The sequence below is a fragment of the Aphanizomenon sp. CS-733/32 genome (assembly GCF_028330045.1).
GTDB lineage: Bacteria > Cyanobacteriota > Cyanobacteriia > Cyanobacteriales > Nostocaceae > Dolichospermum > Dolichospermum gracile.
Genome location: NZ_JAQMSE010000159.1, coordinates 1 through 25,364, shown reverse-complemented (window position 1 = coordinate 25,364; position 25,364 = coordinate 1). Strand labels below are relative to the sequence as shown.

Below are 25,364 nucleotides of genomic sequence, written 5' to 3'. Positions count from 1 at the left end.
CCCGCTGTTTTTCCTGTTCAGCCCGCTGTTTTTCCTGTTCAGCCCGCTGTTTTTCCTGTTCAGCTTGTTCTTCTCCTGTTAACAAGAAATTACCTTCCAAATCCCACCACCTTAACCAAGGTAACTCGACATTTTTATATGTTCCTTGCCAAATTCCTAATTCAACACCCATTTTTTCAATTACATAATGACCCCTGGCATTAGGTGGCATCAAGTGATATTGTCCTTCAATTAAATGATATAATTCTAAGGATGATTTCTTCTCTTCATAAATACCATAAAAAGGCACTCTTATTGCTTTTTCATAAACCCAAAATTTTCCTTGATAGGGAGTTTCGTCCCTTTCTTCTCTACCATTACCGGATACAAATTCAATGACAATTAGGGGAGCAACTAATTCTTGCCACATCACATAAGAACGGCGCATTTGACCATTTAAGGCAGGTGGCACATCGGGAACATAAAACCAATCTGGCGCTTCTGCACCTCTTTCTGGTGGTTCTGTAATCCGCCAATAAATACCGCTATCTTGTCCTATGCAAAATTGTTTATCTGGATGAATTGTTTGTAATTTTGACCAGATAGATTCTGTTAGAAGAATACTTTGGGGATGTTCTTGAAAATTTTTCACGAAATTTCCATCTTCACAAGGTAATTGAGTATGATCTGGTAACTGTGTTGAAGGAGCAATTTTCAGGGTGTCCATAGTTTTCCATTTTGGAAGAATATGTTAGTTTTCACTAAAATCGGATATGGAATTATATCCATCTCAAATACATTATAAGTAGGTGAACACAATAAAACCAAACTGTGTAAAGAAACGTAAAATCGCCCAAACCCTCTTGCCTTGCCATAACGACAATTTTCAACGCCAACCTACTTAAACAATTCTGATATCGCTCTTACTTTTCCTTTGTTTTCTTCTTTACATCTGCCAGCACAGTTTGATAATCCTCTCTATCTGGATGTAATTTTATTAACTTCTCAATTAGGGCAATCCCCCCCTGGTTATCCCCAGACCTTAACCGCATAATGGACAATCTCTCAAGCGCCATTTGATTATTCGGTTCACGTTGTAAAACCAACTCATAACCCTTAATCTGTGTCTGTAAATCATTCACAGCAGTTTGAACTACTGCTTGCTGAGGTTTTTCCCAAGACTGTTTGATGGCATTAACCCCGCCGAACAATATTGAACCGCCAAATGAAATAAGTCCAATATATGTAACAATTCTTTTCTTTCGCTCAATCTGCTTACCGCGCCGAACCAAGTAATCATCACTAGAGTTAGTCATCTGTCAAAAATTGCTGTTGTCTTAATAGCGGCATTACCCCTACTATGATTAGATTACCCATAAGTAGCAAAAAAATATCACCTGCTCTTCTAAGAGGGTGTTTGAAAAGTTTGTAAGGGAACTGATCCTATTTTACTGAATACTTGCTGGTTGAATGTGCGACTGTCATGAACAAACGAGTTTAAATGCAGTTATTTTAGCCAACTCTCCCTTGTACGAACAATGCCAAAATTTTCACAATCCGACCACCATTAACCACATTTATGAAGATAAAATAGATTTTTTGCCCTGATTTTATATCAAAATATATTGTATTAAAACTTTTATCTATATAAAAAACTTATCATCGAGTCAATTAATTTGACATTGCTACACACTTCATGATATATGAGTTCATTCGGGACTGCTAACGAAAATCCCAACGTCAATAGTCTATTGTTTGGATTTAGTCCCCAAAATGCTGGTAATATCACTCTCCTCAGTACACAAACCCCAAAAAATTAATTAATAGCTACTCATTAACCGATCAACCTGTGTCATCGTAACTGGATATCTACTATTGTTGATATAGATATCCAAAATTTTAGCCTGTGCTAAAATCAGCATACCGGCACGACGCAGGTGATGGGAAAAATGCCATGTTTGAACGCTTCACAGAAAAAGCCATTAAGGTAATCATGCTGGCCCAAGAAGAGGCCCGCCGTTTAGGTCACAACTTTGTCGGCACTGAGCAAATCCTCTTGGGTTTGATTGGTGAAGGCACAGGAGTAGCCGCCAAGGTGCTGAAATCAATGGGAGTTAATCTCAAAGATGCTCGCATTGAAGTTGAAAAAATCATAGGACGGGGTTCTGGCTTTGTCGCGGTAGAAATTCCGTTTACGCCACGAGCAAAACGGGTTTTAGAACTATCCTTGGAAGAAGCACGCCAATTGGGGCATAACTACATTGGTACCGAGCATCTGCTGTTGGGACTGATCCGCGAAGGGGAAGGTGTCGCAGCCAGGGTGCTAGAAAACCTCGGTGTAGATTTGACCAAGGTGAGAACCCAAGTGATTCGGATGTTGGGAGAAACGGCGGAAGTTACGCCGGGTGGCCCCTCTGGTCGCACTAAAACCCCAACTCTCGATGAGTTTGGATCAAACCTGACCCAAATGGCCATAGATAACAAGCTTGATCCTGTGGTGGGACGCGCCAAGGAAATTGAGCGGGTTATCCAAATTTTGGGTCGCCGGACGAAAAACAATCCCGTGTTGATTGGTGAACCAGGTGTTGGTAAAACCGCCATCGCTGAAGGTTTAGCTTCACGCATCGCTAGCAAGGATATCCCCGATATCTTGGAAGATAAGCGTGTGGTGACACTCGATATTGGTTTGCTCGTAGCGGGAACTAAATATCGCGGTGAATTTGAAGAACGTCTCAAAAAAATTATGGATGAGATCCGCTCTGCGGGTAATGTCATCCTGGTAATTGACGAAGTTCACACCTTAATTGGTGCGGGTGCAGCCGAAGGGGCGATTGATGCAGCGAATATCCTCAAGCCAGCTTTGGCGCGGGGTGAGTTGCAATGTATCGGTGCGACGACTTTGGATGAGTACCGTAAACACATTGAACGGGATGCAGCGTTGGAAAGACGCTTTCAGCCTGTAATGGTGGGTGAACCGACCGTTGATGAAACAATAGAAATTTTATATGGTTTGCGCGATCGCTACGAAGCACACCACAAGCTGAAGATATCCGATGAAGCATTGGTAGCGGCGGCGAAATTATCTGATCGTTATATTAGCGATCGCTTTTTGCCAGATAAAGCCATTGACTTGATGGATGAAGCGGGTTCACGGGTGCGCTTGATTAACTCCCAACTGCCCCCAGCAGCCAAGGAATTAGACAAGGAACTACGGCAAATCTTAAAGGAAAAAGATGATGCAGTCCGTTCCCAGGACTTTGATCGGGCGGGAGAATTGCGCGATCGGGAAATGGAAATCAAAGCCGAAATCCGCACCATTGCTCAAACCAAGAATAACAGCGCTAGTGGTGACGGCGTTGAACCTGTAGTTACAGAAGAAGACATTGCTCACATTGTCGCTTCCTGGACAGGTGTACCGGTGAACAAACTTACCGAATCTGAGTCCGAGAAGTTGCTGCACATGGAGGACACCTTACATCAGCGCCTCATCGGTCAAGAAGACGCTGTGAAGGCTGTTTCTAGAGCCATCCGTCGCGCTCGTGTTGGGTTAAAAAATCCGAATCGGCCGATCGCGAGTTTTGTCTTCTCAGGTCCTACCGGGGTAGGTAAAACTGAATTGGCGAAATCCTTGGCTTCCTACTTCTTCGGTTCGGAAGAAGCCATGATTCGCTTAGATATGTCCGAATACATGGAGCGCCACACCGTCAGTAAATTGATCGGTTCACCTCCAGGTTATGTCGGTTACAACGAAGGTGGTCAGTTAACTGAAGCTGTCCGTCGTCGTCCTTACACCGTGGTGCTATTCGACGAAATCGAAAAAGCGCACCCCGATGTGTTCAATATGCTCCTGCAAATTTTGGAAGATGGGCGTTTAACTGACGCGAAAGGTCGTACGGTGGACTTTAAGAACACCTTGCTGATTTTGACTTCCAATATTGGTTCTAAGGTCATTGAAAAAGGCGGTAGCGGTATTGGTTTCGATTTTGCTGAAGATGCTAACGAATCTCAATACAACCGAATTCGTTCTTTGGTGAATGAGGAACTGAAGAATTACTTCCGTCCTGAGTTCCTGAACCGCTTAGATGAAATTATCGTCTTCCGTCAGTTGAACAAGATCGAAGTTACCCAGATTGCCGAAATCATGCTCAAGGAAGTGTTTGGTCGCTTGACGGAAAAAGGCATTGTCTTAGAAGTCACAGACCGCTTCAAGGATCGCTTGATCACTGAGGGTTACAGTCCTAGCTACGGTGCAAGGCCATTACGTCGGGCAATTATGCGCTTGTTGGAAGATAGTTTGGCGGAAGAAATTCTGTCTGGACGCATCAAAGATGGCGATACTGCTCTTGTTGATGTTGATGAAAATGGCATTGTCCAAGTTAGTTCTCAACAAACACGGGAGTTATTACCCCAAGGTGTTGAGTCTTAGTTGGGTTGTTTTAATTGTTAATTGAACGGTGGAGGATTTCGGTTCTCTGCCGTTTTTTTTGTTTTTTTCTCACGCAGAGGCGCAGAGTCGCAGAGAGGAGAAGGTTGTTGTATAGAATTATTACTTTTAATAACCTGGCTTTCTTCCTGCACCACACTTAAGACATTTAACCCAACCATCACTTTTATAATTAAGTCCGTAAAATTCCAAACTATCCCTACTATCCACTGTTTTAAAACAGTTCCAACAATAATTTATATAAACATTAAAATTATGATTGCTGCCATCTAACCCCGCAATACCTGAACATTCTTTTGGATTAGCATTTGGACACCAAAAAACTGTTATTTCTTGTACAGTTGAATATTTAGAGTATTCAGGATTAAATGTCATGAAATCTGCACAGAATCTACATTTTAATCTCTCTGAGTTATTTTTGACAAAACTAGCCCAATGTTTTACTTTTTGTATGTATTGATATACATCTAAAGTAATTCTAGGAAATTTAATCTCAACATTTTTAGCATTTAAAAAATCCGTAATATATAAGTTATATGTATAATTTGTTTCCTTGGTTTCTTTGTAACTTCCTTTGATATTATCCATTACATTACTTATTAGATCACCAATTATCATATAGTATGAATCTTCACTGATCATTATTGGAAATAATTTAGACATATCTCCACCAAATTTAACTATCATTTCGATATATATAAAGTGCTATAGGAAGTGATTCAAGGAATGAATCTGATCGAGAAGCAAGTAATTTATTTTGTTTCAGACAAAGATTCACTAAATGATCGAGAGATTGACTTTTGTTAGCAATAACAATTTTTAAATATTTAATAAAAACTGGCTGCCAGTACCGAACTCTATTAGATAAAGCACAGGTTCGTATAGCTTCTATATCTTCTTCATTTTGTATGATATCAACATCAATAGCTTGTAGTTTTTGTCTCCCGTTGTTATCTATTATGGTTTTTACACTAAAAGAAACAATAACATCTTTATCAATAAATTCAATATTACATTTAATATCACGGTTATGAAAGTATAAATCATCAGGCTTAGTTATATGAGATATAAATCCAAAATCATTAATACGACCTGTTTTTGAGTTTATACCTCCATACCATTTTACTTGTCCCACTTCTCTATTCATAAAACACCCTTAAATTTCACTTTTTATATCAGTTTAGCAAAAGTATAGCTCTTTGTTAGATAATGGTGAAGGTAGTGCGATCGCTCTTAGTTAGAGTATGGTGAAGATGTGCAATTGTGCGGAACTCAGTACCAAAAGCGATAGCGAAGTGCTGACCGAAGGTATCGCTTGATCAAGTATAATAAACTAATCACGAAAAAGGATGAAACAAAATGCAAGCCATTCTCCTCAGCAGCGAAGAAGTCGCAAAACGTGCCAAAGAATTATATGACAATAGCATTCGTCAGCAAGTAGAAACCGAAGAAAACATCGGTAAAATGATCATTATTGATATAGAAACAGGTGAATATGCTATTGATAAAACAGGCATAGAATCAGCCCATTATTTACGGAATAAAAACAGATTTGCTCGACTCTTTGGGATTCGCATTGGTTACAAAGTGGCTGCATCCTTTAGTGGAGAAATGGAGCGTGATTATCCGTGATAACTGGCATTATCAAAAACGGGCGTGCAACTGTCAATGTTATATTTCGATTGCCAGAACAACCAGATTTTACAATTGAATTTGTGATTGATACAGGTTTTACAGAATTTCTTTCCTTACCTCCCGCAGCCGTGAATCTTTTGGGATTCCCTTTTGTCTATGATATGTACGCAAATTTAGCAGATAATAGCCGTGTGCTTTTACCAGTACATCAGGCTACTATTATTTGGAATGGTGAGGAAAGAGTAGTTAATGTTTTAGCAACAGGAAAGCGTCCATTATTAGGCACTGCTTTACTTAATGGTTATGAGTTATCTATCCAATTTACAGAAGGTGGTTTAGTAACAATTCAAGAATTATAATCGCTCTTAGTTAAATGATAGTGGAGATGTGCAATTGTGCGGAACTCAGTACCAAAGGCGATAGCGAAGCGCTCCGCAAGAATCGCTGAGATAAGGTCAGTGAAAAAACAAGTTTAAGAGTTAAAAAGCGGTAGAGTATTAATTACTTTACCATTTTTTATTTTTTAACTTTTAATCATGAGCGGAATTAATCGTCAAATCACCCTTGACGTTAGACATATTGCCAAGCATTTACCAGGAACACCGCAAATGCAAAGACTTCTAAAAAAAGGACAAGCCGCTCATGTATTTAACGATGAAAATACCATGAATCAAGTTGCTCAGTGCATAATAGAAAAAGGTGAGTTTATCGGCACTGTTCGAGATTATGAACGCTATGGAATGTTTTTTGCTGAACCAATAGGTTATAGAATTAGTCCAGATGGTAGCCATATTCCACTTTACTATGGGGAGATAAAAATCAATGCAGACAACCAATACCACGTCATACCCCGCACCAGACCTAGTGAAGAATAACTGGGAATTTACAGAAGTATGGATAGATCCGATGTTATCACCTCCATACATTCTGTTATTACTTTGCGACAGTGAAGGAAATTGTCAAATTTATGATCCAAAACAAGGTGAGAAGGTTATATTTTCTAGTAATAATTATGAAGCAGCTAAGTTATGGTTACTAGAAGATGAGTATGAACCAGTTGAAGGTAGACTTTTAGCTGCGGAATTAGCATGAGTTAGTATATTTTTTGTTTCGCACAATCTCTCTTGAGAGATCCCGCAAGGTAGACGCAAAGGTGCAAAGAGGATCAGGTTTTAAAATGAGCTATTTTTGTGTATCGGTATCAGGTAGCATTATTATTGCTGACCACTATAATAGGTAAATGAGGTACAGTGGAAAGAAAACCCACGAACGAACAAACTCAAGCACTATACAGAATTTGTTACCGACTAACTAATGTTATTGAACCTAGATGGATATGCAAAAGTATAGAACTTGTGAGATTAGATGAACGTACTGGTAATTTATATGTACTTGCTGGAGAAGATTTAGAGTTTGAGATTAAACCAAGCGGAGACTATAAACCATCGGAGGATGAACGATGACTTTAGTTAATTATCAAGCGATGACTCTGAAAGAATTACGTCGTTATGTTCTCACTCACAGAGAAGATATTGCAGCTTTTCATGCTTATGTAGATCGTTCAAAGTCTGAAGGACGGATGATTACTATTAACCCCAATGATCAAAATTGGGAAAAACAAATTCAACAGGCCATAATCAAAGATGGAACTGAATCAATTGCATAATTTTTGCAGCGTCTTAATAATGAAAAAGGGGTGTTGGGAAATCAAGAATAATTGGAAATTTGAGGCAGGGAAAAATCAGAGTTGTCATAAACTGAGCAATGATATAATGTAAGATTGGTATATTTAAGAAATTTTCGCTTTTTCGGATAAAAGTTATAATATAGATGTACTATACTGCTTCTCAAGGATAATTATGTCTATCCAGTTTCGGTTTCACCCAGAAAAAGCTGTAGAAGCAGCAGCTATACTTATGAAGCTGCATGGTAAGCCTATGAAGTATTTAGGCTTGCTGAAAATGCTCTATATAGCTGATCGTATTGCGTTAGAAAGAATAGAACAACCAATTACAGGCGATCATTATGTATCAATGAAATATGGTCCGGTTCTTAGTGGTGTTTATGATTTAATTAAACGTAAACCTGTTGATGATGCTCTACCTCTGTGGTCTGAGTACATTTCTCCTGGTGATAAGAACTTTGTTTACTTAGTCAAAGATCCAGGAAATGATGAACTATGTGAAGAAGAGGAAGAGATTCTTCAAGAGGTATATCAAAGCTTTGGACATCTTGATCCATTTCATGTTGCTGAATGGACTCATGATTTACCAGAGTGGAAAGATCCTCATGGTTCTGCTATTCCCATTTCAGTAGAAGATATTTTGAAAAATGTTGGTAAAAGTCAGGAAGAAATTGAGGAAATTAGACAAATAGCACTGAGGGAAGCATATTTAGATGAGGTGCTAAGTGTCTAGTATTTCTATAAACATAGGAGATGTATTTTTAATTGATACACCTCCTAATGGCCAACATTTTTATGTCGCAATTGCAAAAACTTCTGGTAATAAATATTTATTTGTTAATTTAACAGACAAGAAAAATAACTCTGAAGGAGTTTATGTTTTAACACCAGATCCGAGTTTACCCAGTTTTATTAAAAAGGAATCTGTTATAGCTTACTATTTTACTCGTGAAATGGATGCAAATGATCTTGCTATTTGTATAACTTCTGGTAGTCCTATTCCTAAAGATTGTTTATCTGCTGATGTTGTATTACAAATTCAACAGGGAGGATTGATTTCTAAGAAGTTGAAGAATAAATATAAAACTGCATTGAAGAATTTCTTAGGAATTGGTTAAATTAAACTTAGTAATGGGAAAGGTTTACTTGAAAATCAAGAATAATTGGTAATTGATAAAAATGAGGTAAGGTGAATTATGAGTAATACAAAATCTGTGCGTCGTCGTCAACAAGGTAGAATTTTTCCAGAATTTACAATACCACCAGAAGAATTAGCAAAAAGGGAAGTGGAAAGAAATGCGCGAGGAGAAAAAGCGCGTGTTGTTTTTAATCGAGTTCGTCCTGAATTGATAAATGATCATTACAATTGGTTTATGGTAATTGAACCCAATAGTGCTGATTATTTTATTGATGTTGATGACATTTAGTAAAGCTTACCGAAGCGATCGCTCTTAGTTAGACTATGGTGGAGATGTGCAATTGTGCGGAACGCAGTACCAAAGGCGATAGCGAAGTGCTCCGCAGGAATCGCTTTTAAGTAAAAAGGTAATAAATGGTAAAATACATAACCCATTTACCATTGTTGTTAAGAGAAATATTTGAATGATTAATTTAGATACTGGCACTGCTATAGCTTTTATAGCCGAAAATTCCTCTATTCGTTATGGATTGCGACAATATGTAAACGGACAAGAAATGGTAATAACTCAAACTGCTTTTGATGAGTTCACTAACATAGTGAAAACTATTGCTAGACTATCAGAACAAAACAGAGCTAATCGCCTTTTGCAAAGAGTAACAATCATACCCGATAACCCATCACCCAGAGCTTTAAACCTACAACCAACACGAAAATTAGGAATAAACGATATTATTATATTAGGCACAGGTGATCAACTAAATATTGTCACCACCACAGCAGATGCAAAGGCTATTAGAGCCGCTTATGCTCAAGGTGTGGATTTTCATGTATATATTCATCCACCTTTTCCTTTAACTGGTAATTAATCATGCAAATCACTATTTCACCACATCTACAAAGTACATATAAATTAATTCAAAATGCTTTCCCCAAGGGAATAGAATCACAATCTTATTTACCGCTTTTAGCATTACTCAGTGAGGAAATGTCAGATAGGAATTTAGCTGAAGTTGTAGCTTACTATAGCGGTAAAGATTATAGTGTTGTTCTCAATGATGTATATCGGGTACAGTCAATTGATGTACCCACATCCGAAGCTATTGCTAATTTAAAGGAAAAATTACTTGTGTGTGGTTATGAACAGTGGCTTGAAGAAGAATAAACTGTACTACTAATCAAGTATAATAAACTAATCACCAAAAAGGATGAAACAAAATGCAAGCCATTCTCCTCAGCAGCGAAGAAGTCGCAAAACGTGCCAAAGAATTATATGAAAATGGCATTCGTCAACAAGTGGAAACAGCAGAAAACATCGGTAAAATGATAATTATTGATATAGAAACAGGTGAATATGCTATTGATAAAATAGGGATAGAATCAGCGCATTATTTACGCAATAAAAACCCACTAGCTAGACTATATGGACTTCGTATCGGCTACAAAGTTGCTGTTTCTTTCTGTGGTGACATGGAGCGTGATTATCAGTGATAAATGGTATTATCAAAAACGGGCGTGCAACTGTCAATGTTATATTTCGATTGCTAGAACAACCAGATTTTACAATTGAATTTGTGATTGATACAGGTTTTACAGAATTTCTTTCCTTACCTCCCGCAGCCGTGAATCTTTTGGGATTCCCTTTTGTTTATGCAACTAGATATTGTCACTACCACAGCAGATGTAAAAGCAGTGAGAGCATTTTAAGTAATTTTGGTTACATTGGGCTAATGTTGATGAAAATGGTACGTAAATCAATTTCTACTTATAAGTCATTATTCTAGTATACAAATAACTTATTTGTTAAAAAAAAACACATAAATACTCTACAATTTGAACAAATACTCTCGTAAACGGGGCTAAAGTTCACAGTGAAAAGATTGCTGAATTTACCAAAAATATGGTATGTGTTAGGTTTAATTATTTGGGTAGTACCATTACTATTATTTAATAACGGTGAAAATAGCCTCATAGCTCATGATGAAACTACTTATGTGGTACGTTCTAGATGGATGTTAGAGTCTGGAGATTGGTTAACTCCTCAATCTTGGTCAGAACTTGCTTACGAAAAAACACCGGGATTTTATTGGATTCTAGCATCTATTTATACAGTACTTGGTATTAGTGAAGTTACATCTCGATTACCTTCCCAAATAGCTTCTATTATTAGCATTTTCCTTGTTTATGAAATAGCAGCAATGTTATTAAATAAACGCATAGCTTGGTTAAGTTCTGCAATTTTAGCTGTATCTTTTTTATGGTTACAAGTAAGTAGATTAGTTGCTCCAGATATTATTACTATTTGTATTGCACTTTTTGGTATTTTCTGTTTATTGAAAGCAGAATTAAATTCTAGATATGGTCGTTATTGGACTTTAGGTACAGGCTTAAGTATTGGATTAGGATTTTTAATTAAGGGTCAATTAATTTTCGTACCATTTATGGCTTTACTCCCTTATTTAATTTATCAAAATCGTCGGCATCAGCATTTTAATAATTATCTCTTATATGTGGGTTTTATCATCGGTTTTCTCCCTGTAATTACATGGTTTTGGTTAAGCTATCAACCTTATGGAGTAATAGTTTTTGAACAATTTTTTGGTTTAGTAACGAAAATAGCAACTGAAAAACGTAATGGACATTCACCTTTTTACTATTTATGGAATCTACCTATTAAATCTTTTCCTTGGCCTTTATTTAGTATTTTGGGTGTATTTTTAGTCTGTCGTCGTTCTTTGATTAAGAATATTTTGATATTAGTTGTTTGTCCTGTAATTATTTTTCTAGAAATTAGCATAGTTTCTACTCGTTTACCTCATTATACATTGATAGTTTGTCCTTGGATGGCAATTTTAGCAGCCATAGCATTAGATTGGTTAGGTGAAATTTATAATCAGCATTGTCAACAAACAAAATATTTTTTCTTACCTCGGAATCTTAGTTATATATTTGGTAGTTTAGGTGCTGTTGTTTTCATAGCAGGGATAATATTAAATACAGGAATAATACCAATTACAGTTAGTGATGGTACAGATATTAAAAATTATTCATCAATCGGTTTTATGTTAGGATTGGGCTGGTTATTTTTACCAGTAATTTGGGTGGTACGTCATCGTTTTCAGCAAAAATTCCTTAGTGCTAATTATTGGTTAGCGGGTTGGTTAGTACCTGCATGGTTAGCTTTGAGTGTAGCTGGTAGTAATGGTTTGTTAAGTAATTATAGTCCTGATATAAAATTGTTTGTAAAGCAACCAGACATTGATACTGTCCTCAAAAATCATTCTATTAATTTTGTGGTACAGAAAACGGAAACAATGACTACTGGTGGTGATAAAGCTTTGTTATTAGTCACCTTTGAAACTCCTCATTGGGGAAAACGATTTCAAAAAATTGCAGATGTTCCTGTTAATAGTTATGCTTGGGTTAGTCCTGAACCAGAGGTAGGTTTATTAACTAATGAACGTCTAGTTGGTACTTTTAGAAAATGGAAATTGATTCAGGTAGTTAAAAAAAATGACTCTTAGGTATAACTCTTTGTTAATTTGGAAGAAATGCGTTAGGGTAGCTTACAGGGGAAACGCATCTAAATTTTATTGACACAATACCATTTTTGTGTATAAACGAAGGAATCGGTATTTATCGTTTGATTGATTTTTTCAGAGTTATCGTGATGGTTTAAATTATTGTCAATAAGTAGACCTTAATGCGAATTATTTGGTCATTATTGAGATTAAATCGTCCTTATTGATAAGATGCGTTGCCCCTGGGGTAGCTTACCGAAGGTATCGCTTCTTGCTAACAGTGGAATGAGTGCGATCTCTCTTTTTTAATATGGAAGAAGTGCGATCTCATCTGTGAATTTTCCGTTAGATAAGTGACATAATCTCCATTAATATTCTCATTATTTGAAATATTTACACCCATTACTGTGTTGACAAACTGTTCCAGGATGCCACTATTATTGGATTGATTCATAATTAAGAGATAGGGAGTAGTTTGTAGTTTGTAGTTAGTCATAATCAGTTATTATATAATATGTATGCAAATTTAGCAGCTAATAGCCGTGTACTTTGATGAGGACATCAAGCCTCAATTATTGCGAATGATGTAGCTTTTGGTGAAAGATGCGCGATACGTTATCATTAACTCAAATACTTGATATCATTGTTAATCCAAAATTCTCATAGATCTACCAAATACTAATATGTCATTTGTTCCTTTACATATTCACAGTGATTACAGTTTGCTTGATGGTGCTAGTCAACTACCAGAATTAGTAGATCGAGCGATCGCATTAGGAATGAAAGCGATCGCCCTCACCGATCATGGGGTTATGTATGGTGCAGTTGAACTCATTAAAATCTGCCGCAACAAAAATGTTAAGCCAATAATTGGCAACGAAATGTATATTCTTAACGGTGAAATTGACAAACAAGAACGCCGTCCTAAATATCATCAAGTCGTTTTAGCAAAAAATACTCAAGGCTATAAAAACCTAGTTAAATTAACCACAATTTCTCACCTTCAAGGTGTTCAAGGTAAAGGCATTTTTTCCCGTCCTTGTATTAATAAAGATTTACTCAAACAATATCGGGAAGGTTTAATAGTTACCAGCGCTTGTTTAGGAGGAGAAATTCCCCAAGCAATTATGAGTAATCGTCCAGATGCAGCCAGAAAAGTTGCTAAATGGTATAAAGATGTATTTGGCGAAGATTTTTATTTAGAAATTCAAGATCATGGTTCGCAAGAAGACCGGATTGTGAATGTAGAAATAATCAAAATTGCCAGAGAATTAGGAATTAAATTTATCGCCACCAACGACTCCCATTTTATCTCCTGTTTTGATGTAGAATCCCACGATGCCTTGTTATGTATTCAAACCGGGAAACTGATTAGCGAAGATAAAAGAATGCGGTATAGCGGCACAGAATACCTCAAATCATCAGAGGAAATGCACCAACTATTCCGTGATCATTTACCCGATGATATCATTGCCGAAGCGATCGCCACAACGGTCGAAATTGCCGATAAAGTCGAACCTTATCACATCATGGGAGATCCCCAAATTCCCACACCCACAATCCCTTCAGGACATACAGCAGATACCTATGCAGAAGAAGTTGCCTGGCTAGGACTTTTAGAAAGATTAAATCGCAAATCTCGCCACGAAGTAGATCCAGTCTATAAAGAAAGATTGGAATATGAATTAAAAATGATTCAACAAATGGGATTTTCTACCTACTTTTTAGTAGTGTGGGACTACATCAAATTTGCGCGAGATAATAATATTCCCGTTGGTCCAGGACGGGGTTCTGCGGCTGGTTCATTAGTAGCCTATGCCATGAAAATTACGAATATTGATCCCGTACATCATGGCTTATTATTTGAAAGATTTCTCAATCCTGAACGAAAATCAATGCCAGATATTGATACAGATTTCTGCATTGATAAACGAGATCAGGTAATTGATTATGTCACTGAGAAATATGGTGTTGATAGAGTTGCTCAAATTATTACTTTTAACCGTCTCACATCCAAAGCAGTCTTAAAAGATGTCGCTAGAGTATTAGATATTCCATACGGGGATTCTGACAAAATGGCAAAAATGATTCCTGTAGTTCGAGGTAAACCCACAAAACTGAAAGTGATGATTTCCGATGAAACTCCCGAACCAGAATTTAAAGCCAAATATGATAATGATCCCAATGTCCGGCGCTGGATTGATATGGCCATGCGAATTGAAGGAACTAACAAAACCTTCGGTGTTCATGCTGCCGGCGTAGTTATTTCCGCAGAACCATTAGACGAACTTGTTCCCCTACAACGCAATAATGATGGTTCTGTGATTACCCAATATTTCATGGAAGACTTAGAATCATTGGGATTATTAAAAATGGACTTTTTGGGTTTGCGGAACTTAACCCTAATTCAAAAAACCATTGATTTAATTGAACAAAGCAAAGGATACCGAATTGATCCTGATCAAATTACCGGACAAGAAAGAAAAGCACAAAAAATATTAGCCAAAGGTGATCATACTAACTTACCAAAAGATGTTGCTAAAGCTTATTCACTATTAGAAGCAGGTGACTTAGAAGGAATATTTCAACTAGAATCTTCAGGAATGAAACAAATAGTCCGAGATTTGAAACCTTCAAACATTGAAGATATTTCTTCCATTTTAGCATTGTATCGTCCAGGTCCATTAGATGCCGGATTAATTCCTAAATTTATTAATCGTAAACATGGACGAGAAGAAATTGAATATGATACTCAAATTTTAGAACCAATCTTAAATGAAACCTACGGAATCATGGTTTATCAAGAGCAAATTATGAAAATTGCTCAAGATATGGCTGGTTATAGTTTAGGACAAGCCGATTTACTGCGTCGCGCTATGGGTAAAAAGAAAGTATCAGAAATGGAGAAACAAAAACAAAATTTTATTGATGGTTCTGCAAAAAACGGTGTAGTACCCCAAGTTTCTGAACATTTATTTGGGGATATGTTGAAGTTTGCCGAATATTGTTTAAGTTACGACACAGAAATTTTAACCGTTGAATATGGTTTTTTACAAATTGGGGAAATTGTCGAAAAACAGATTGAGTGTCAAGTTTATACTGTTGATAGTAATGGGATACTTTATACTCAGTCAATTGCCCAATGGCATAATCGGGGACAACAAGAAGTTTACGAATATTTATTAGAAAATGGGGCAATTATTCGCGCTACAAAAGATCATAAATTCATGACTGAAGAAGGACAAATGTTACCAATTGATGAGATTTTTGCCCAAGGATTGGATTTGTTACAAGTTGGTGTGAGTGAATAAAAGCATCAATATGTCTCACGCAGAGACGCAGAGTCGCAGAGAGTAAGAGTTTTGGTGTTCGCTATAAGTGAAAGCTTTTACTCAAACGAGGTATTTGGGATAATGAGTAATATCTAATATTCAGATATAGCCAAAGGGACGCAGAAATTACCAGTAGGGGCGGGGTCTCCCCGCCCTGTATTGTATTAAACTTAACGATAACCGTTATAGTAGGATACAATACAATTTAGGGCGCAGACCCTGCGCCCCTACTTTGCGATTTGCTGATTGTATTTCACTTAAGTGCATACCCCTATATATAATGAAAATAATTTATGAAAATTAAATTTAAAATTACCTAAGTCTGCTTTTTAAGAGCGTTTATCATCTATGTCAAGCCTACACTGACTTATGGAGTACAGTGTAGGAATATGTCACGCATTCTGGGGAGCAGGTATACTATCGGCTGTCGCTTCTGAGCGAGGAAAAGTCGGTAAATGAATACCACCATGATTTGCGTAGCGGTTTTTCAGCGCTAAACGATAACTCACGCTTTGCAATTCGGCTTGCAATTGGCGATTTTCTCGTTGCAGGATTGTTACTTTGTCTCGTACTGGTGTCATGCGTTCCTCAAACTTACGACGGTAAATTTGGGGTAATTCTTGGACTACTTGCTCTAACATTCGACTACGATCAGTTAGTTCCTGCACAGACTGGCGTAATTGATATATCTCTGTATCACGATTTGTAATTTGCTCTTGGTAGAACGTTACCTGTTGTTCTACGGCTTGGATTTGATCTCTTAAAGCTTGCAATTGACTGGAATCTATCTCTGGCTCAGATTTTGGTGGTGTAAAGTTAGTATTACCCTTAACTAGCCGAAATAGTTCTTGTGATAACTGTTGAACTAATTGATCACGCAGTTGTAAGTCTTGGCGCAACTGGGATATTTCCGTAGACAGTTCTTGGATGTTTGGTATATCAGATTGGCTCACGGCACTTAAAGCTCTTACTTAATATATATACAGTTATACTTGATTTTTGACTTGCGCCGATCATATCACATACTGAGCAATTTGGTTAAAATAATTTAGAAATTTCTATAATATACTCAAAACGATTTGATTGTTTGATTCTAAAGTAGGGGTTTAGTTAAACGGGCGGTTAGAAACCGCGTCTACACAGGCAAAACCCACCTGCGTGGGTTTCAAATCCTTGATTTTTCCTTAGTCCGCGCAGGCGGACTTTGTTTGTGTAGCCGTGTTCGCGTTAGCGTGCCGGAGGCATCTTTCCATTCGCCAGGGCTGATTGCTTGAGAAAACGCGGTTATTAAGCTGCTACAACTTCTTCTGCTGGTTTTTCTTGGTGAACTTCTTGCTTGACGGTCATATAACGAATTACTTCTTCGCTCAATCGCATCGCCCGTTCCATGATAGCGATTACTGTTCCAGGACCCGTGTAGTTGAGTTGAATATAAATGCCATCACGATGTCTTTGAATTTCATAAGCTAGACGACGCTTACCACGGTTTTGAATTTCAATATTCTCAGCACCGTGTTCACGAATGAGGTTTTCGTATTTAGCAATTTGTTGTACTACCTGTTCATCTCCCAAGTCAGGACGCAGGATGTACATGGTTTCGTAAACTGTGGTCATGTTTTTTAAATTTACCTTTTGGACAAAATGGCTGAAGAGGTGTTAATTCACACAAACATTGCTGTGAGCGATAATTTTATTGATCAACATCTCAAGCAACAAGGAATTTTGACAATTTTTTAGCCATTCTACACTAACACAATTTTTAGCAGAATTTGTCCACTGGTTTATAGTTTGTCAATTAAATTCATCAGGTTTTCCATATTTATCTTATAATTTGACAAGTTTTAAATGGCAATCATTAACCACATTCTGCATAAAAGAAGCATATTTAAGGATATTTGTCAAACTTATGGCGCAGCGATATGTGCGAGTTCAAAGTCAAGAAGGAAAAATTCACTATGGGTTGCTCCAACTTACTCAGAATGTGGAGGTGCTAGATGCTCCACCTTGGTTGGATGGTCAACCTACGGATTTAATCCTACCATCTAATTCTTACACGATTCTAGCGCCCTGTGCGCCTTCAAAAATTGTGGGTGTGGGTAAGAATTATGCTGATCATGCAGCGGAAATGGGGACTCCTGTACCTGCTGAACCGCTAATTTTTTTCAAACCGCCTACGTCTGTCATTGCGTCAGAAAAAGAAATTAAGTATCCTCATCAGTCACAAAAGGTGGACTATGAGGGAGAATTGGCTTTGGTGATTGGCGATCGCACTAGTGATTGTACCCCAGCCCAAGCCCAAAGTAAAATTTGGGGTTATACCATTGCCAATGATGTCACAGCCAGGGATTTACAGAAAAAAGACCCCCAATGGACTAGAGCCAAAGGTTTTGACACTTTTTGTCCTTTGGGTCCTTGGATTGTCAGAGAATTGAACCCAGGTGCGAGATTACAAACGTTTTTGAATGATCATCCCCACCCAGTTCAGTCTACTTGTATTGATCAAATGGTATTTTCCCCAGATTTTTTGGTGTCTTATATTAGTCAAGTAATGACCTTATTACCTGGGGACATAGTATTAACTGGTACACCAATGGGGGTAGGAGCTTTGCAAATAGGCGATCGCATCCGTGTGGAAATCGAAGGAATTGGTCGCCTAGAAAACACAGTTGTGGGACGTTAACGTACCTGCATATGCACTGCATCGGAAATCGCGGGAATTTCCGCATACTTACCCATCAGAGACTGGAACACAGAATAGACAACTGCGGCCAGTATACCTAAAAAGATGGTATTGGCCAGAGTTTCCATAGCAAAATCAGTGCCAGGAATCGAAGTCAAAATTCGCAGTAATACGGAACACAAAAATATAACAATATCTAAAAGAATTGCTTGCATTGTATTGAAACGAATGAAATGATTGATTTTTTCGTTTCTCACTACCAACATGAATAAGGCAAAAAACACAATCAGTTGACCAATTTGCCCTAAACTTCCGTAAACTATTAGCACTGGTTGCAGTGGTATAAGCAGAAGCTTAAGTAGCGGAAACTGTCTAAACAAAAAACTACCAAAGCTTAGACTGTCAATCAAAGGCAGTAAATAAGGTAAACAAGCGAAAATTCGCTCAGGGAAAGTTGTAGACCCGCGCCAAGACATTTTGTGTTCTCCTGTGGCTAAATTTCAATAGCTATTGAGCTTAGGATAACGCAGATACTTGACCTTGCTGGCAAATCTATTTTATATTGGCGACACGAAAGCCCATCACACACTCATATTGGTCTGGCTGTTGTTCTGTAAACTCATTAATTGCTTGACCACAGCGCAGTTTACCTCCACCCCAGCGAGGTTGTCCACTACCATTTGCTAGTAAACAAGACTGACAGACCTTTTCAGAGCTAAGGATTTGATTGTCCATGAAAATGACCAGCATCTCAACCCCTCCGGTTTTCAATAGAGAAATCTCAAAAATGTTGGTAAGTACGCAGGCAAAACTAATTATATAAAACATTTGGATTTAATGTAGGGGTAGCGCCCCCGTGCCTACCTCGGTATTTCGGGCAACTACAGAGGGTTTGCCCCTACGTAATTCATTAATTTAGGAATTTTTAAAATGTTCAATTAATTTTGCAAAGGTACTTAATAACAAAAAGTTGTTAATCAAACCTAGTTTCATTGTATCTTGTATTTCTGCTAATTTTGTAATTTAAAGTACAAAATAATACTTGAATCCCAGCTACCACGTTGATTAAAGTCAACAATTCTTAGATAATTAACTTCCCCGTTCTCAAAGGTTTTCCGTCTTAATTCTTATAATAAACAAATTGCCTAATTTGCAACTTTGGTAATAGGTTTAACCCCAATTTCAATTTTCATCAACTTTATCAGCATCATCAAAAATGACAAAAACTAACTCAGACCTGCTAAAAAACTCCGATCCTGCCATTAATGAACTAATTAACCAAGAATTACAGCGCCAACGTGATCACCTAGAATTAATTGCCAGTGAAAATTTTACCTCCGCCGCCGTATTAGCTGCTCAAGGTTCAGTATTAACCAATAAATACGCCGAAGGCTTACCCGGTAAACGTTATTATGGTGGTTGTGAGTTTGTTGACAAAATTGAACAAATAGCCATTGACCGAGCTAAACAGCTATTTGGTGCGGCTCATGCCAATGTTCAACCCCATTCTGGCGCACAAGCTAATTTTGCCGTCTTCCTGACTCTGCTGCAACCAGGAGACACAATTATGGGTATGGACTTATCTCATGGGGGACACCTGACGCACGGTTCACCTGTGAATGTTTCTGGTAAATGGTTTCAAGTCCGTCATTATGGCGTAAGCAAAGAAACCGAACAATTGGATTATGACCAAATCCGGGATTTAGCACTTAAAGAACGTCCTAAACTGTTGATTTGTGGTTATTCAGCCTATCCTCGGATTATTGACTTTGAAAAGTTCCGCAGTATTGCTGATGAAGTTGGCGCTTACTTACTTGCAGATATTGCTCACATTGCTGGTTTAGTGGCGACTGGTCATCATCCCAACCCCCTACCCTATTGTGATGTTGTTACCACCACAACTCATAAAACCTTACGTGGACCAAGAGGTGGCTTGATTTTGACCCGTGATGCCGAATTGGGTAAAAAGCTGGATAAATCAGTGTTCCCCGGTACTCAAGGTGGACCACTGGAACACGTTATTGCTGGTAAGGCTGTGGCTTTTGGTGAAGCTCTCAAACCTGAGTTTACAGACTATTCTGGACGGGTAATTGCAAATGCTCGCGCCATGGCGACTCAATTACAAAACAGAGGCTTTAAATTAGTGTCTAATGGCACTGACAATCACTTGATGTTAGTAGATTTACGTTCTATTGGCATGACTGGGAAGAAAGGAGATCAACTGGTTAGCACTGTGAATATTACCGCCAATAAAAATACAGTTCCCTTTGATACTGAATCACCTTTTATTACCAGTGGTTTAAGATTGGGTTCTCCAGCGATGACAACTAGAGGTTTCGGTGTGGCAGAATTTACGGAAGTTGCGAATATTATTAGCGATCGCCTACTTTCCCCCGATTCAGATCCAGTCACTAAAGATTGTTTAACGAGAGTGGCCGCATTGTGCGATCGCTTCCCATTATATCCTCACCTAGAAATTCCCGTACCAGCCCTAGTTTAAACAACCTTGAATTAGCATAGGGTGGCCATTGTCCACCCTCTGTACTCTCTGTAACCCAGTTTTCAATATCAATTGGTGCTTGACAAAATTCTGAATTTCGACTATGATTATGTTATAAGTGGAAAAGTGTGCGCCCATATATATAGACTTTTCATTCCTCAGAATCAGGATTTTCAAAATTTAAGAATTTTTAGCATCTAAATCTTCAAGATGATGGGAAACAGTAGAAAGAATATTTTTTCTTAATCTCCATGTGTCACCATGTTGTAAATGAGCAACCCAGCTTTGCAAAAATTGTCTGATTATTTCTTTGTCCAAAATCCCTCGTTGATGTTGTGAGATAATTTTCTTAATCCTTTTGACGCTTTGACGTAAGCTATTACTACGAACTTTAATTTGCTTAGGGAACACACGAAAACCGACAAAATTTGCTCCGTATTTAGTCTCAAATAATTGGCTTTTAATTGGGTGAATTTTTAATCTTAGACTGGTTAAATATCCTTCAATAGAAATTCTGGCATGAGCTAAAAAGATTTTATCATCACCAAATAAAGCAAAATCATCAACGTAGCGAATATACTTTTTACATTTAAGTTGATCTTTAATAAAATGGTCAAAACCGTTTAAGTAGACATTTGCCATAAATTGACTTGTCAAATTACCAATAGGTAAACCACGTCTTCTTCCTAAAGGTGATAATAAGTCATCTCCGGGAAAATAATGCACTACCAACTCTTGTTCATTACTATGGTCTATAATTTTATCAAGTAACCAGAGGGTATCAGCACATTTAATTTTGCGGTGAATTAGAGATTTTAAGATTTGATGATCTATGCTTGGGAAGTATTTACGAATATCAGCTTGAAAGATATATTTACTAGAACGAGCAAATTTTGTAAAGCGCCGCAAAGCTCGGTGTGAACCATAACCAACTCGGTTAGCATAAGAATCATGAATAAATGTCCTTTCAAAAATAGGAGTAACAACACGACAAAGAGCATGATGTACTACCCTATCACGATAAGGTGCAGCAGAAATCAAGCGAGGCTTGGGTTCAAAAATTTCAAATGTTGTATATTCTCCAGGAGTATAGGTTTTGAATTTGAGTTCTGCTTGTAAATTAAATAATTCTCTTTCTAGGTTATGATTAAACTCAAGAACATCAGGTTTAAATCGCTTTGCTTTTTGTGCTTGTTTTGCTGCTAGAAGTAAATTACTAAAATCTGTAATTTCTTCCCAAAGATTACCATATCTTTTCATATTCCAATTTTTCTATATAATAATGTAGGTTAGGTTGACGTTAGGAAACCCAACACTTACAAAGATTTGTTGCGTTGCGCTGTCGCTTAACCCAACCTACAATCTTATAAATTATTTAATGTCAAATTTTCCTGTTGTTTTATCCAACCACCTAAATCTAAACCAATTTCGTTAAGTAATCTTTGGATATATTCGTAACGGTCGGTGGAAATTAGATTAAAATCAAAAAGTAATCTGGTTTGATATCTGAGAATTTCTAGTTTAAGATTAGAAGACTTTAATTGTGTGAGTTTTGGAGAACTATAACGAGCAATCAGCAATTCATCTAAAATCTCATAAAGAACAGTAGTGATTCTGTTACCTAGCATAAACTTATGATTTCGTGGTAAACGATTAATAATCGGTACATACCATTTAATTAAATCGTAAGTTTTCTGAATTACAGGTAAATCACCCATTTTTTATATGCTATTTTTGATGTAGTTTAGAGTCGAGCAAGTCTTCGGTTTTACCCTACCAAGCTACCCGACTCAGTTTTATATTCGGACAGAATTGCTTCTATCGCTGGGTTAGGTTTGGACTCCTCATATACCCTTGATAAATTCCCATTTACCAATTCTGACTTTGAAGAGTGCTGAACGAAGACACGACCCGAAAACCGTAGTTGTTGTTGCGGTTATCACGCGAATTCCTATTGCGATTCGCAGACCGACAATTCCTAGCGTTGTTGTTCCAAGAACCGCCGCGCAAGAGTCGGAATCACCTACCCCAAAATGAACAATATCATCAGCTACTTGTTATTAGACTATTTGGATACAAATTTTAATAATTCTGACTTGTTGCTATTTTCTTAATTGATGTGATATACTTCACACAATACCTCTATATTTTTTTTAGAAAAAATATTTTTCCGCCAAAGGCGGGGGGCTAAGAAGGGAAAAGAGAAAGAAGTGCAGAGGGTGAAAGGGTAAGAGTATAAAGGGCTACAAAGTCCTGAACGAAGACACGACCCGAAAACCGGAGTAGTAGTTGCGGGGATCACGCGAATCCCCATCGCGAGACGCAGACCGACAATTCCTAGCGAAGTAGCCCCAAGAACCGCCGCGCAAGAACTTATATTGTGCGCTTCGATTAATTAAAGCACTGCCGTCTTTAGGCGCATTATTATAATTTTCTTCATAATCATCTTCACACCATTCCCACACATTACCGTGCATATCATACAAACCAAAAGAGTTCGGGGGAAAAGTTCCTACATCTGTGGTTTGTTGGCGATATTTACCTTTTGCACCGGAAGCGTAAGGATGATTACCATCATAGTTTACCAAATCAGGAGTGATATTGTCACCAAAATAAAATGGTGTGGTTGTCCCGGCTCTACAAGCGTACTCCCATTCAGCTTCACTGGGTAAACGGTATTTTTTACCTATAGCTTTGCTGATTCTAGCACAAAATTCCTGTGCGTCAAGCCATGAAACCCGTTCCACTGGTCTGTTTTGGCCAGAAAAATGGGAAGGTTCGGGATTTAGATCTAGATCATGATTGATTTTTGGTAATACTGCGACTCTTTTCCATTGTGCTTGAGTAACACTAAACTTGCCCATGTAAAATGGTTGAATGGTAACTTGATGTTGGGGACTTTCGTTACCACCTCTTTCTGGTTCATTTTTTGAACCCATGAGAAAAGTTCCCCCAGGAATAGCAATCATTTCTAAGGAAATACCATTACCTAAATCTTGGGTAAATGATTTGTGAGAATTATTAAATTGCGGTGGAATATTTGCTGGTTGGGGTGGGTTAGTTGGGGGAGAAATAAATTGCTGAAAAATTTGTTTAAAAGGATTATTAGAAACCTGTGGTGGAAGAGGAATCACAACAGTTTTTTGACTAATAGGATTTTTCAATGCTGCTAAAACTTCCGTCGCTGAATTATAACGTTTGCGAGGAATATCCTGCAACATTATTTCTAAAACATCAGTTAATTCTGGACTTAAGGAAACATACTTTTGCCATTGCCATTGCATTTCTTGAGTATCAAATAGTTGATCTTGTCCGTCGGATGTTTGAAAATGTCCCGTCAATAACCGCACACAGGTAACAGCTAAACTATAGAGATCACTACTATGATAAACCATGCCACGAGATTGTTCTGGAGGAGCATATCCGGGTGTACCTGTAACAGTCCCAACTCTAGTTAAAATACTGCTACTGGTTTCTTTGGAAACGCCAAAATCAATTAAGAATAATTTACCTTGTTTACTTCTGATAATATTTTCTGGTTTAATATCTCGATGAATAACATGATTATCATGAATAAATTGGATAACTGGCAATAATTCTGTGAGGATAATTATAATTTGGGATTCGTTTAATTTACCTTGAGTTTGAAACTCTTGCCAAAGATTTTGACCATCTATAAATTCTTGGACTAAATAAAGTAAACCATCTTGAGAAAAAAATGCCAGTAAGTCTGGTATTTGGGAATGTTTTCCTAAGTCTTGCAACCTAACGGCTTCTTGTTGAAATAGTTCTGTAGCTTTTTGTAAGGCTGCGCTTCCGGCTTGTTGGGGTAAAAACTGTTTAATGACGCAGGGGGTGTTTAATCTTTCTTCATCTATTGCTCGAAAAGTCTTGCCAAAACCACCTTCTCCCAGGAATTTAATCGGACGATAGCGATCTCGTAGGACTATTTTACCGCCACAGTTTCGACAAAAGCTAGTACCTGGGGGATTTTCGTAATTACATTGAGGATTGAGACATTGACTCATGGTAGCTGCTGGGTATATCTAGGGATAATTATAACATACTACTGTCTGATAGCGTAGCATAGCGCAAGCCATATCATGATATCCACCGATTTAAGGATTTTCAGGATAATTTTGTTTGATGTTATGTTCTTTGGAATTTAGATTTTTGAGAACATTTATTCTATCTAAATGGTAATTTCGACGATATTTTTGTTATTGCTGACTATTCAAATCAAAATCCTTCCCATTCCCAAAAATCTCCAAAAACAATCCTGAAAATCCTCAAATCCTGAAAATCCTGATTCAGACAATATTGCTTATTAAATATTCAAATCAAAATCCTTCCCATTCCCAAAAATCTCCAAAAACAATCCTGAAAATCCTCAAATCCTGAAAATCCTGATTCAGACAATATTGCTTATTAAATATTCAAATCAAAATCCT

General features: G+C 37.5%; 29 protein-coding genes. 17 read left to right on the top strand and 12 right to left on the bottom strand.

Annotation, left to right across the window (positions count from 1 at the left end):
* On the bottom strand, positions 1 to 706 hold a 706-nt coding region (locus tag PN471_RS12660), incomplete at its 3' end, for a Uma2 family endonuclease (RefSeq protein WP_271777143.1).
* Between the two features lie 196 nt (positions 707 to 902).
* Positions 903 to 1,295 carry a tetratricopeptide repeat protein gene (locus PN471_RS12655; protein ID WP_271777142.1) on the bottom strand — a complete coding sequence of 131 codons (393 nt, stop codon included), beginning with the start codon at positions 1,293 to 1,295 and terminating at the stop codon, positions 903 to 905.
* 638 nt (positions 1,296 to 1,933) lie between these two features.
* Between PN471_RS12655 and PN471_RS12650 the strand changes: the two genes are divergently transcribed.
* Positions 1,934 to 4,405, top strand: a complete 2,472-nt coding sequence (locus PN471_RS12650) for an ATP-dependent Clp protease ATP-binding subunit (protein WP_271777145.1) — start codon at positions 1,934 to 1,936, stop codon at positions 4,403 to 4,405.
* Between the two features lie 126 nt (positions 4,406 to 4,531).
* Here PN471_RS12650 and PN471_RS12645 read toward each other — a convergent pair whose 3' ends face one another.
* Together PN471_RS12645 and PN471_RS12640 are read right to left on the bottom strand one after the other, a co-directional pair.
* Complete coding sequence (locus PN471_RS12645) at positions 4,532 to 5,110, bottom strand: hypothetical protein (protein WP_271777141.1); 579 nt, start codon at positions 5,108 to 5,110, stop codon at positions 4,532 to 4,534.
* Positions 5,100 to 5,570, bottom strand: a complete 471-nt coding sequence (locus tag PN471_RS12640; protein WP_271777140.1) for a cold-shock protein — start codon at positions 5,568 to 5,570, stop codon at positions 5,100 to 5,102. The genes PN471_RS12645 and PN471_RS12640 overlap by 11 nt, the downstream gene beginning before the upstream one ends.
* 212 nt (positions 5,571 to 5,782) lie before the next feature.
* Here PN471_RS12640 and PN471_RS12635 point away from each other — a divergent pair, with 212 nt between their 5' ends.
* The 14 genes from PN471_RS12635 to PN471_RS12570 all read left to right on the top strand — a co-directional run bounded on the left by PN471_RS12635 (position 5,783) and on the right by PN471_RS12570 (position 15,712).
* A complete protein-coding gene (locus PN471_RS12635; protein ID WP_271777139.1) occupies positions 5,783 to 6,055 on the top strand; it encodes a hypothetical protein in 273 nt (90 codons plus the stop codon).
* Positions 6,052 to 6,417 carry a clan AA aspartic protease gene (locus PN471_RS12630; protein WP_271777138.1) on the top strand — a complete coding sequence of 122 codons (366 nt, stop codon included), beginning with the start codon at positions 6,052 to 6,054 and terminating at the stop codon, positions 6,415 to 6,417. Before PN471_RS12635 ends, PN471_RS12630 begins: the two co-directional genes overlap by 4 nt.
* A gap of 177 nt (positions 6,418 to 6,594) precedes the next feature.
* The gene (locus tag PN471_RS12625; protein ID WP_271777137.1) at positions 6,595 to 6,933 is read left to right on the top strand and encodes a DUF6972 family protein; all 339 of its coding nucleotides are present in this window, start codon (positions 6,595 to 6,597) and stop codon (positions 6,931 to 6,933) included.
* Complete coding sequence (locus PN471_RS12620; protein ID WP_271777136.1) at positions 6,881 to 7,150, top strand: hypothetical protein; 270 nt, start codon at positions 6,881 to 6,883, stop codon at positions 7,148 to 7,150. Before PN471_RS12625 ends, PN471_RS12620 begins: the two co-directional genes overlap by 53 nt.
* A gap of 158 nt (positions 7,151 to 7,308) precedes the next feature.
* The gene (locus PN471_RS12615; protein ID WP_271777135.1) at positions 7,309 to 7,521 is read left to right on the top strand and encodes a DUF6888 family protein; all 213 of its coding nucleotides are present in this window, start codon (positions 7,309 to 7,311) and stop codon (positions 7,519 to 7,521) included.
* Positions 7,518 to 7,724, top strand: coding sequence for a DUF6887 family protein (locus PN471_RS12610; protein WP_271777134.1), 207 nt, complete (start codon positions 7,518 to 7,520; stop codon positions 7,722 to 7,724). The genes PN471_RS12615 and PN471_RS12610 overlap by 4 nt, the downstream gene beginning before the upstream one ends.
* A gap of 193 nt (positions 7,725 to 7,917) precedes the next feature.
* Positions 7,918 to 8,475 (top strand): Panacea domain-containing protein, encoded by a 558-nt coding sequence (locus PN471_RS12605; protein ID WP_271777133.1) that lies wholly within the window; start codon positions 7,918 to 7,920, stop codon positions 8,473 to 8,475.
* The gene (locus tag PN471_RS12600) at positions 8,468 to 8,860 is read left to right on the top strand and encodes a hypothetical protein (RefSeq protein WP_271777132.1); all 393 of its coding nucleotides are present in this window, start codon (positions 8,468 to 8,470) and stop codon (positions 8,858 to 8,860) included. Before PN471_RS12605 ends, PN471_RS12600 begins: the two co-directional genes overlap by 8 nt.
* 78 nt (positions 8,861 to 8,938) lie before the next feature.
* Positions 8,939 to 9,169: a hypothetical protein gene (locus tag PN471_RS12595; protein ID WP_271777131.1), complete on the top strand. Its 231-nt coding sequence runs from the start codon at positions 8,939 to 8,941 to the stop codon at positions 9,167 to 9,169.
* Positions 9,170 to 9,344: 175 nt separating this feature from the next.
* Positions 9,345 to 9,749, top strand: coding sequence for a DUF1308 domain-containing protein (locus tag PN471_RS12590; protein ID WP_271777130.1), 405 nt, complete (start codon positions 9,345 to 9,347; stop codon positions 9,747 to 9,749).
* 2 nt (positions 9,750 to 9,751) lie between these two features.
* On the top strand, positions 9,752 to 10,045 hold the full coding sequence (locus PN471_RS12585; protein WP_148760082.1) for a DUF3349 domain-containing protein: 294 nt from the start codon (positions 9,752 to 9,754) through the stop codon (positions 10,043 to 10,045).
* Positions 10,046 to 10,098: 53 nt separating this feature from the next.
* The gene (locus PN471_RS12580; RefSeq protein ID WP_271777129.1) at positions 10,099 to 10,371 is read left to right on the top strand and encodes a hypothetical protein; all 273 of its coding nucleotides are present in this window, start codon (positions 10,099 to 10,101) and stop codon (positions 10,369 to 10,371) included.
* Between the two features lie 380 nt (positions 10,372 to 10,751).
* Positions 10,752 to 12,404 (top strand): ArnT family glycosyltransferase, encoded by a 1,653-nt coding sequence (locus tag PN471_RS12575; RefSeq protein WP_271777128.1) that lies wholly within the window; start codon positions 10,752 to 10,754, stop codon positions 12,402 to 12,404.
* A 680-nt stretch (positions 12,405 to 13,084) separates the two neighbouring features.
* A complete protein-coding gene (locus PN471_RS12570; protein WP_271777127.1) occupies positions 13,085 to 15,712 on the top strand; it encodes a DNA polymerase III subunit alpha in 2,628 nt (875 codons plus the stop codon).
* A gap of 413 nt (positions 15,713 to 16,125) precedes the next feature.
* On the opposite strand, the gene PN471_RS12565 is transcribed toward PN471_RS12570, so the two are convergent.
* Both PN471_RS12565 and rpsF read right to left on the bottom strand, forming a co-directional pair.
* Positions 16,126 to 16,686, bottom strand: coding sequence for an Npun_F5560 family protein (locus tag PN471_RS12565; protein WP_271777126.1), 561 nt, complete (start codon positions 16,684 to 16,686; stop codon positions 16,126 to 16,128).
* Positions 16,687 to 17,020: 334 nt separating this feature from the next.
* Complete coding sequence (rpsF, locus tag PN471_RS12560; RefSeq protein WP_271777125.1) at positions 17,021 to 17,347, bottom strand: 30S ribosomal protein S6; 327 nt, start codon at positions 17,345 to 17,347, stop codon at positions 17,021 to 17,023.
* Positions 17,348 to 17,639: 292 nt separating this feature from the next.
* On the opposite strand from rpsF, the gene PN471_RS12555 reads away from it, so the two are divergent.
* Entirely contained in the window at positions 17,640 to 18,413 is a 774-nt protein-coding gene (locus tag PN471_RS12555) for a fumarylacetoacetate hydrolase family protein (protein ID WP_271777144.1), read from the top strand.
* Here the strand turns inward: PN471_RS12555 and PN471_RS12550 are convergent.
* Both PN471_RS12550 and PN471_RS12545 read right to left on the bottom strand, forming a co-directional pair.
* A complete protein-coding gene (locus tag PN471_RS12550; RefSeq protein ID WP_193893987.1) occupies positions 18,410 to 18,889 on the bottom strand; it encodes a Tic20 family protein in 480 nt (159 codons plus the stop codon). The genes PN471_RS12555 and PN471_RS12550 overlap by 4 nt on opposite strands.
* 76 nt (positions 18,890 to 18,965) lie before the next feature.
* Positions 18,966 to 19,163 (bottom strand): hypothetical protein, encoded by a 198-nt coding sequence (locus PN471_RS12545; protein WP_271777124.1) that lies wholly within the window; start codon positions 19,161 to 19,163, stop codon positions 18,966 to 18,968.
* 466 nt (positions 19,164 to 19,629) lie between these two features.
* Between PN471_RS12545 and glyA the strand changes: the two genes are divergently transcribed.
* Entirely contained in the window at positions 19,630 to 20,913 is a 1,284-nt protein-coding gene (gene glyA, locus PN471_RS12540; RefSeq protein WP_271777123.1) for a serine hydroxymethyltransferase, read from the top strand.
* Between the two features lie 180 nt (positions 20,914 to 21,093).
* Here the strand turns inward: glyA and PN471_RS12535 are convergent, their stop codons facing one another.
* The 4 genes from PN471_RS12535 to PN471_RS12525 all read right to left on the bottom strand — a co-directional run bounded on the left by PN471_RS12535 (position 21,094) and on the right by PN471_RS12525 (position 24,941).
* Positions 21,094 to 22,173 (bottom strand): RNA-directed DNA polymerase, encoded by a 1,080-nt coding sequence (locus PN471_RS12535; protein ID WP_271777122.1) that lies wholly within the window; start codon positions 22,171 to 22,173, stop codon positions 21,094 to 21,096.
* A gap of 104 nt (positions 22,174 to 22,277) precedes the next feature.
* Positions 22,278 to 22,631 carry a diversity-generating retroelement protein Avd gene (gene avd / locus PN471_RS12530; protein ID WP_271777121.1) on the bottom strand — a complete coding sequence of 118 codons (354 nt, stop codon included), beginning with the start codon at positions 22,629 to 22,631 and terminating at the stop codon, positions 22,278 to 22,280.
* 151 nt (positions 22,632 to 22,782) lie between these two features.
* On the bottom strand, positions 22,783 to 22,923 hold the full coding sequence (locus tag PN471_RS23355; RefSeq protein ID WP_334311916.1) for a hypothetical protein: 141 nt from the start codon (positions 22,921 to 22,923) through the stop codon (positions 22,783 to 22,785).
* 233 nt (positions 22,924 to 23,156) lie between these two features.
* Positions 23,157 to 24,941 (bottom strand): bifunctional serine/threonine-protein kinase/formylglycine-generating enzyme family protein, encoded by a 1,785-nt coding sequence (locus PN471_RS12525; protein WP_271777120.1) that lies wholly within the window; start codon positions 24,939 to 24,941, stop codon positions 23,157 to 23,159.
* Positions 24,942 to 25,364 lie beyond the last annotated feature (423 nt).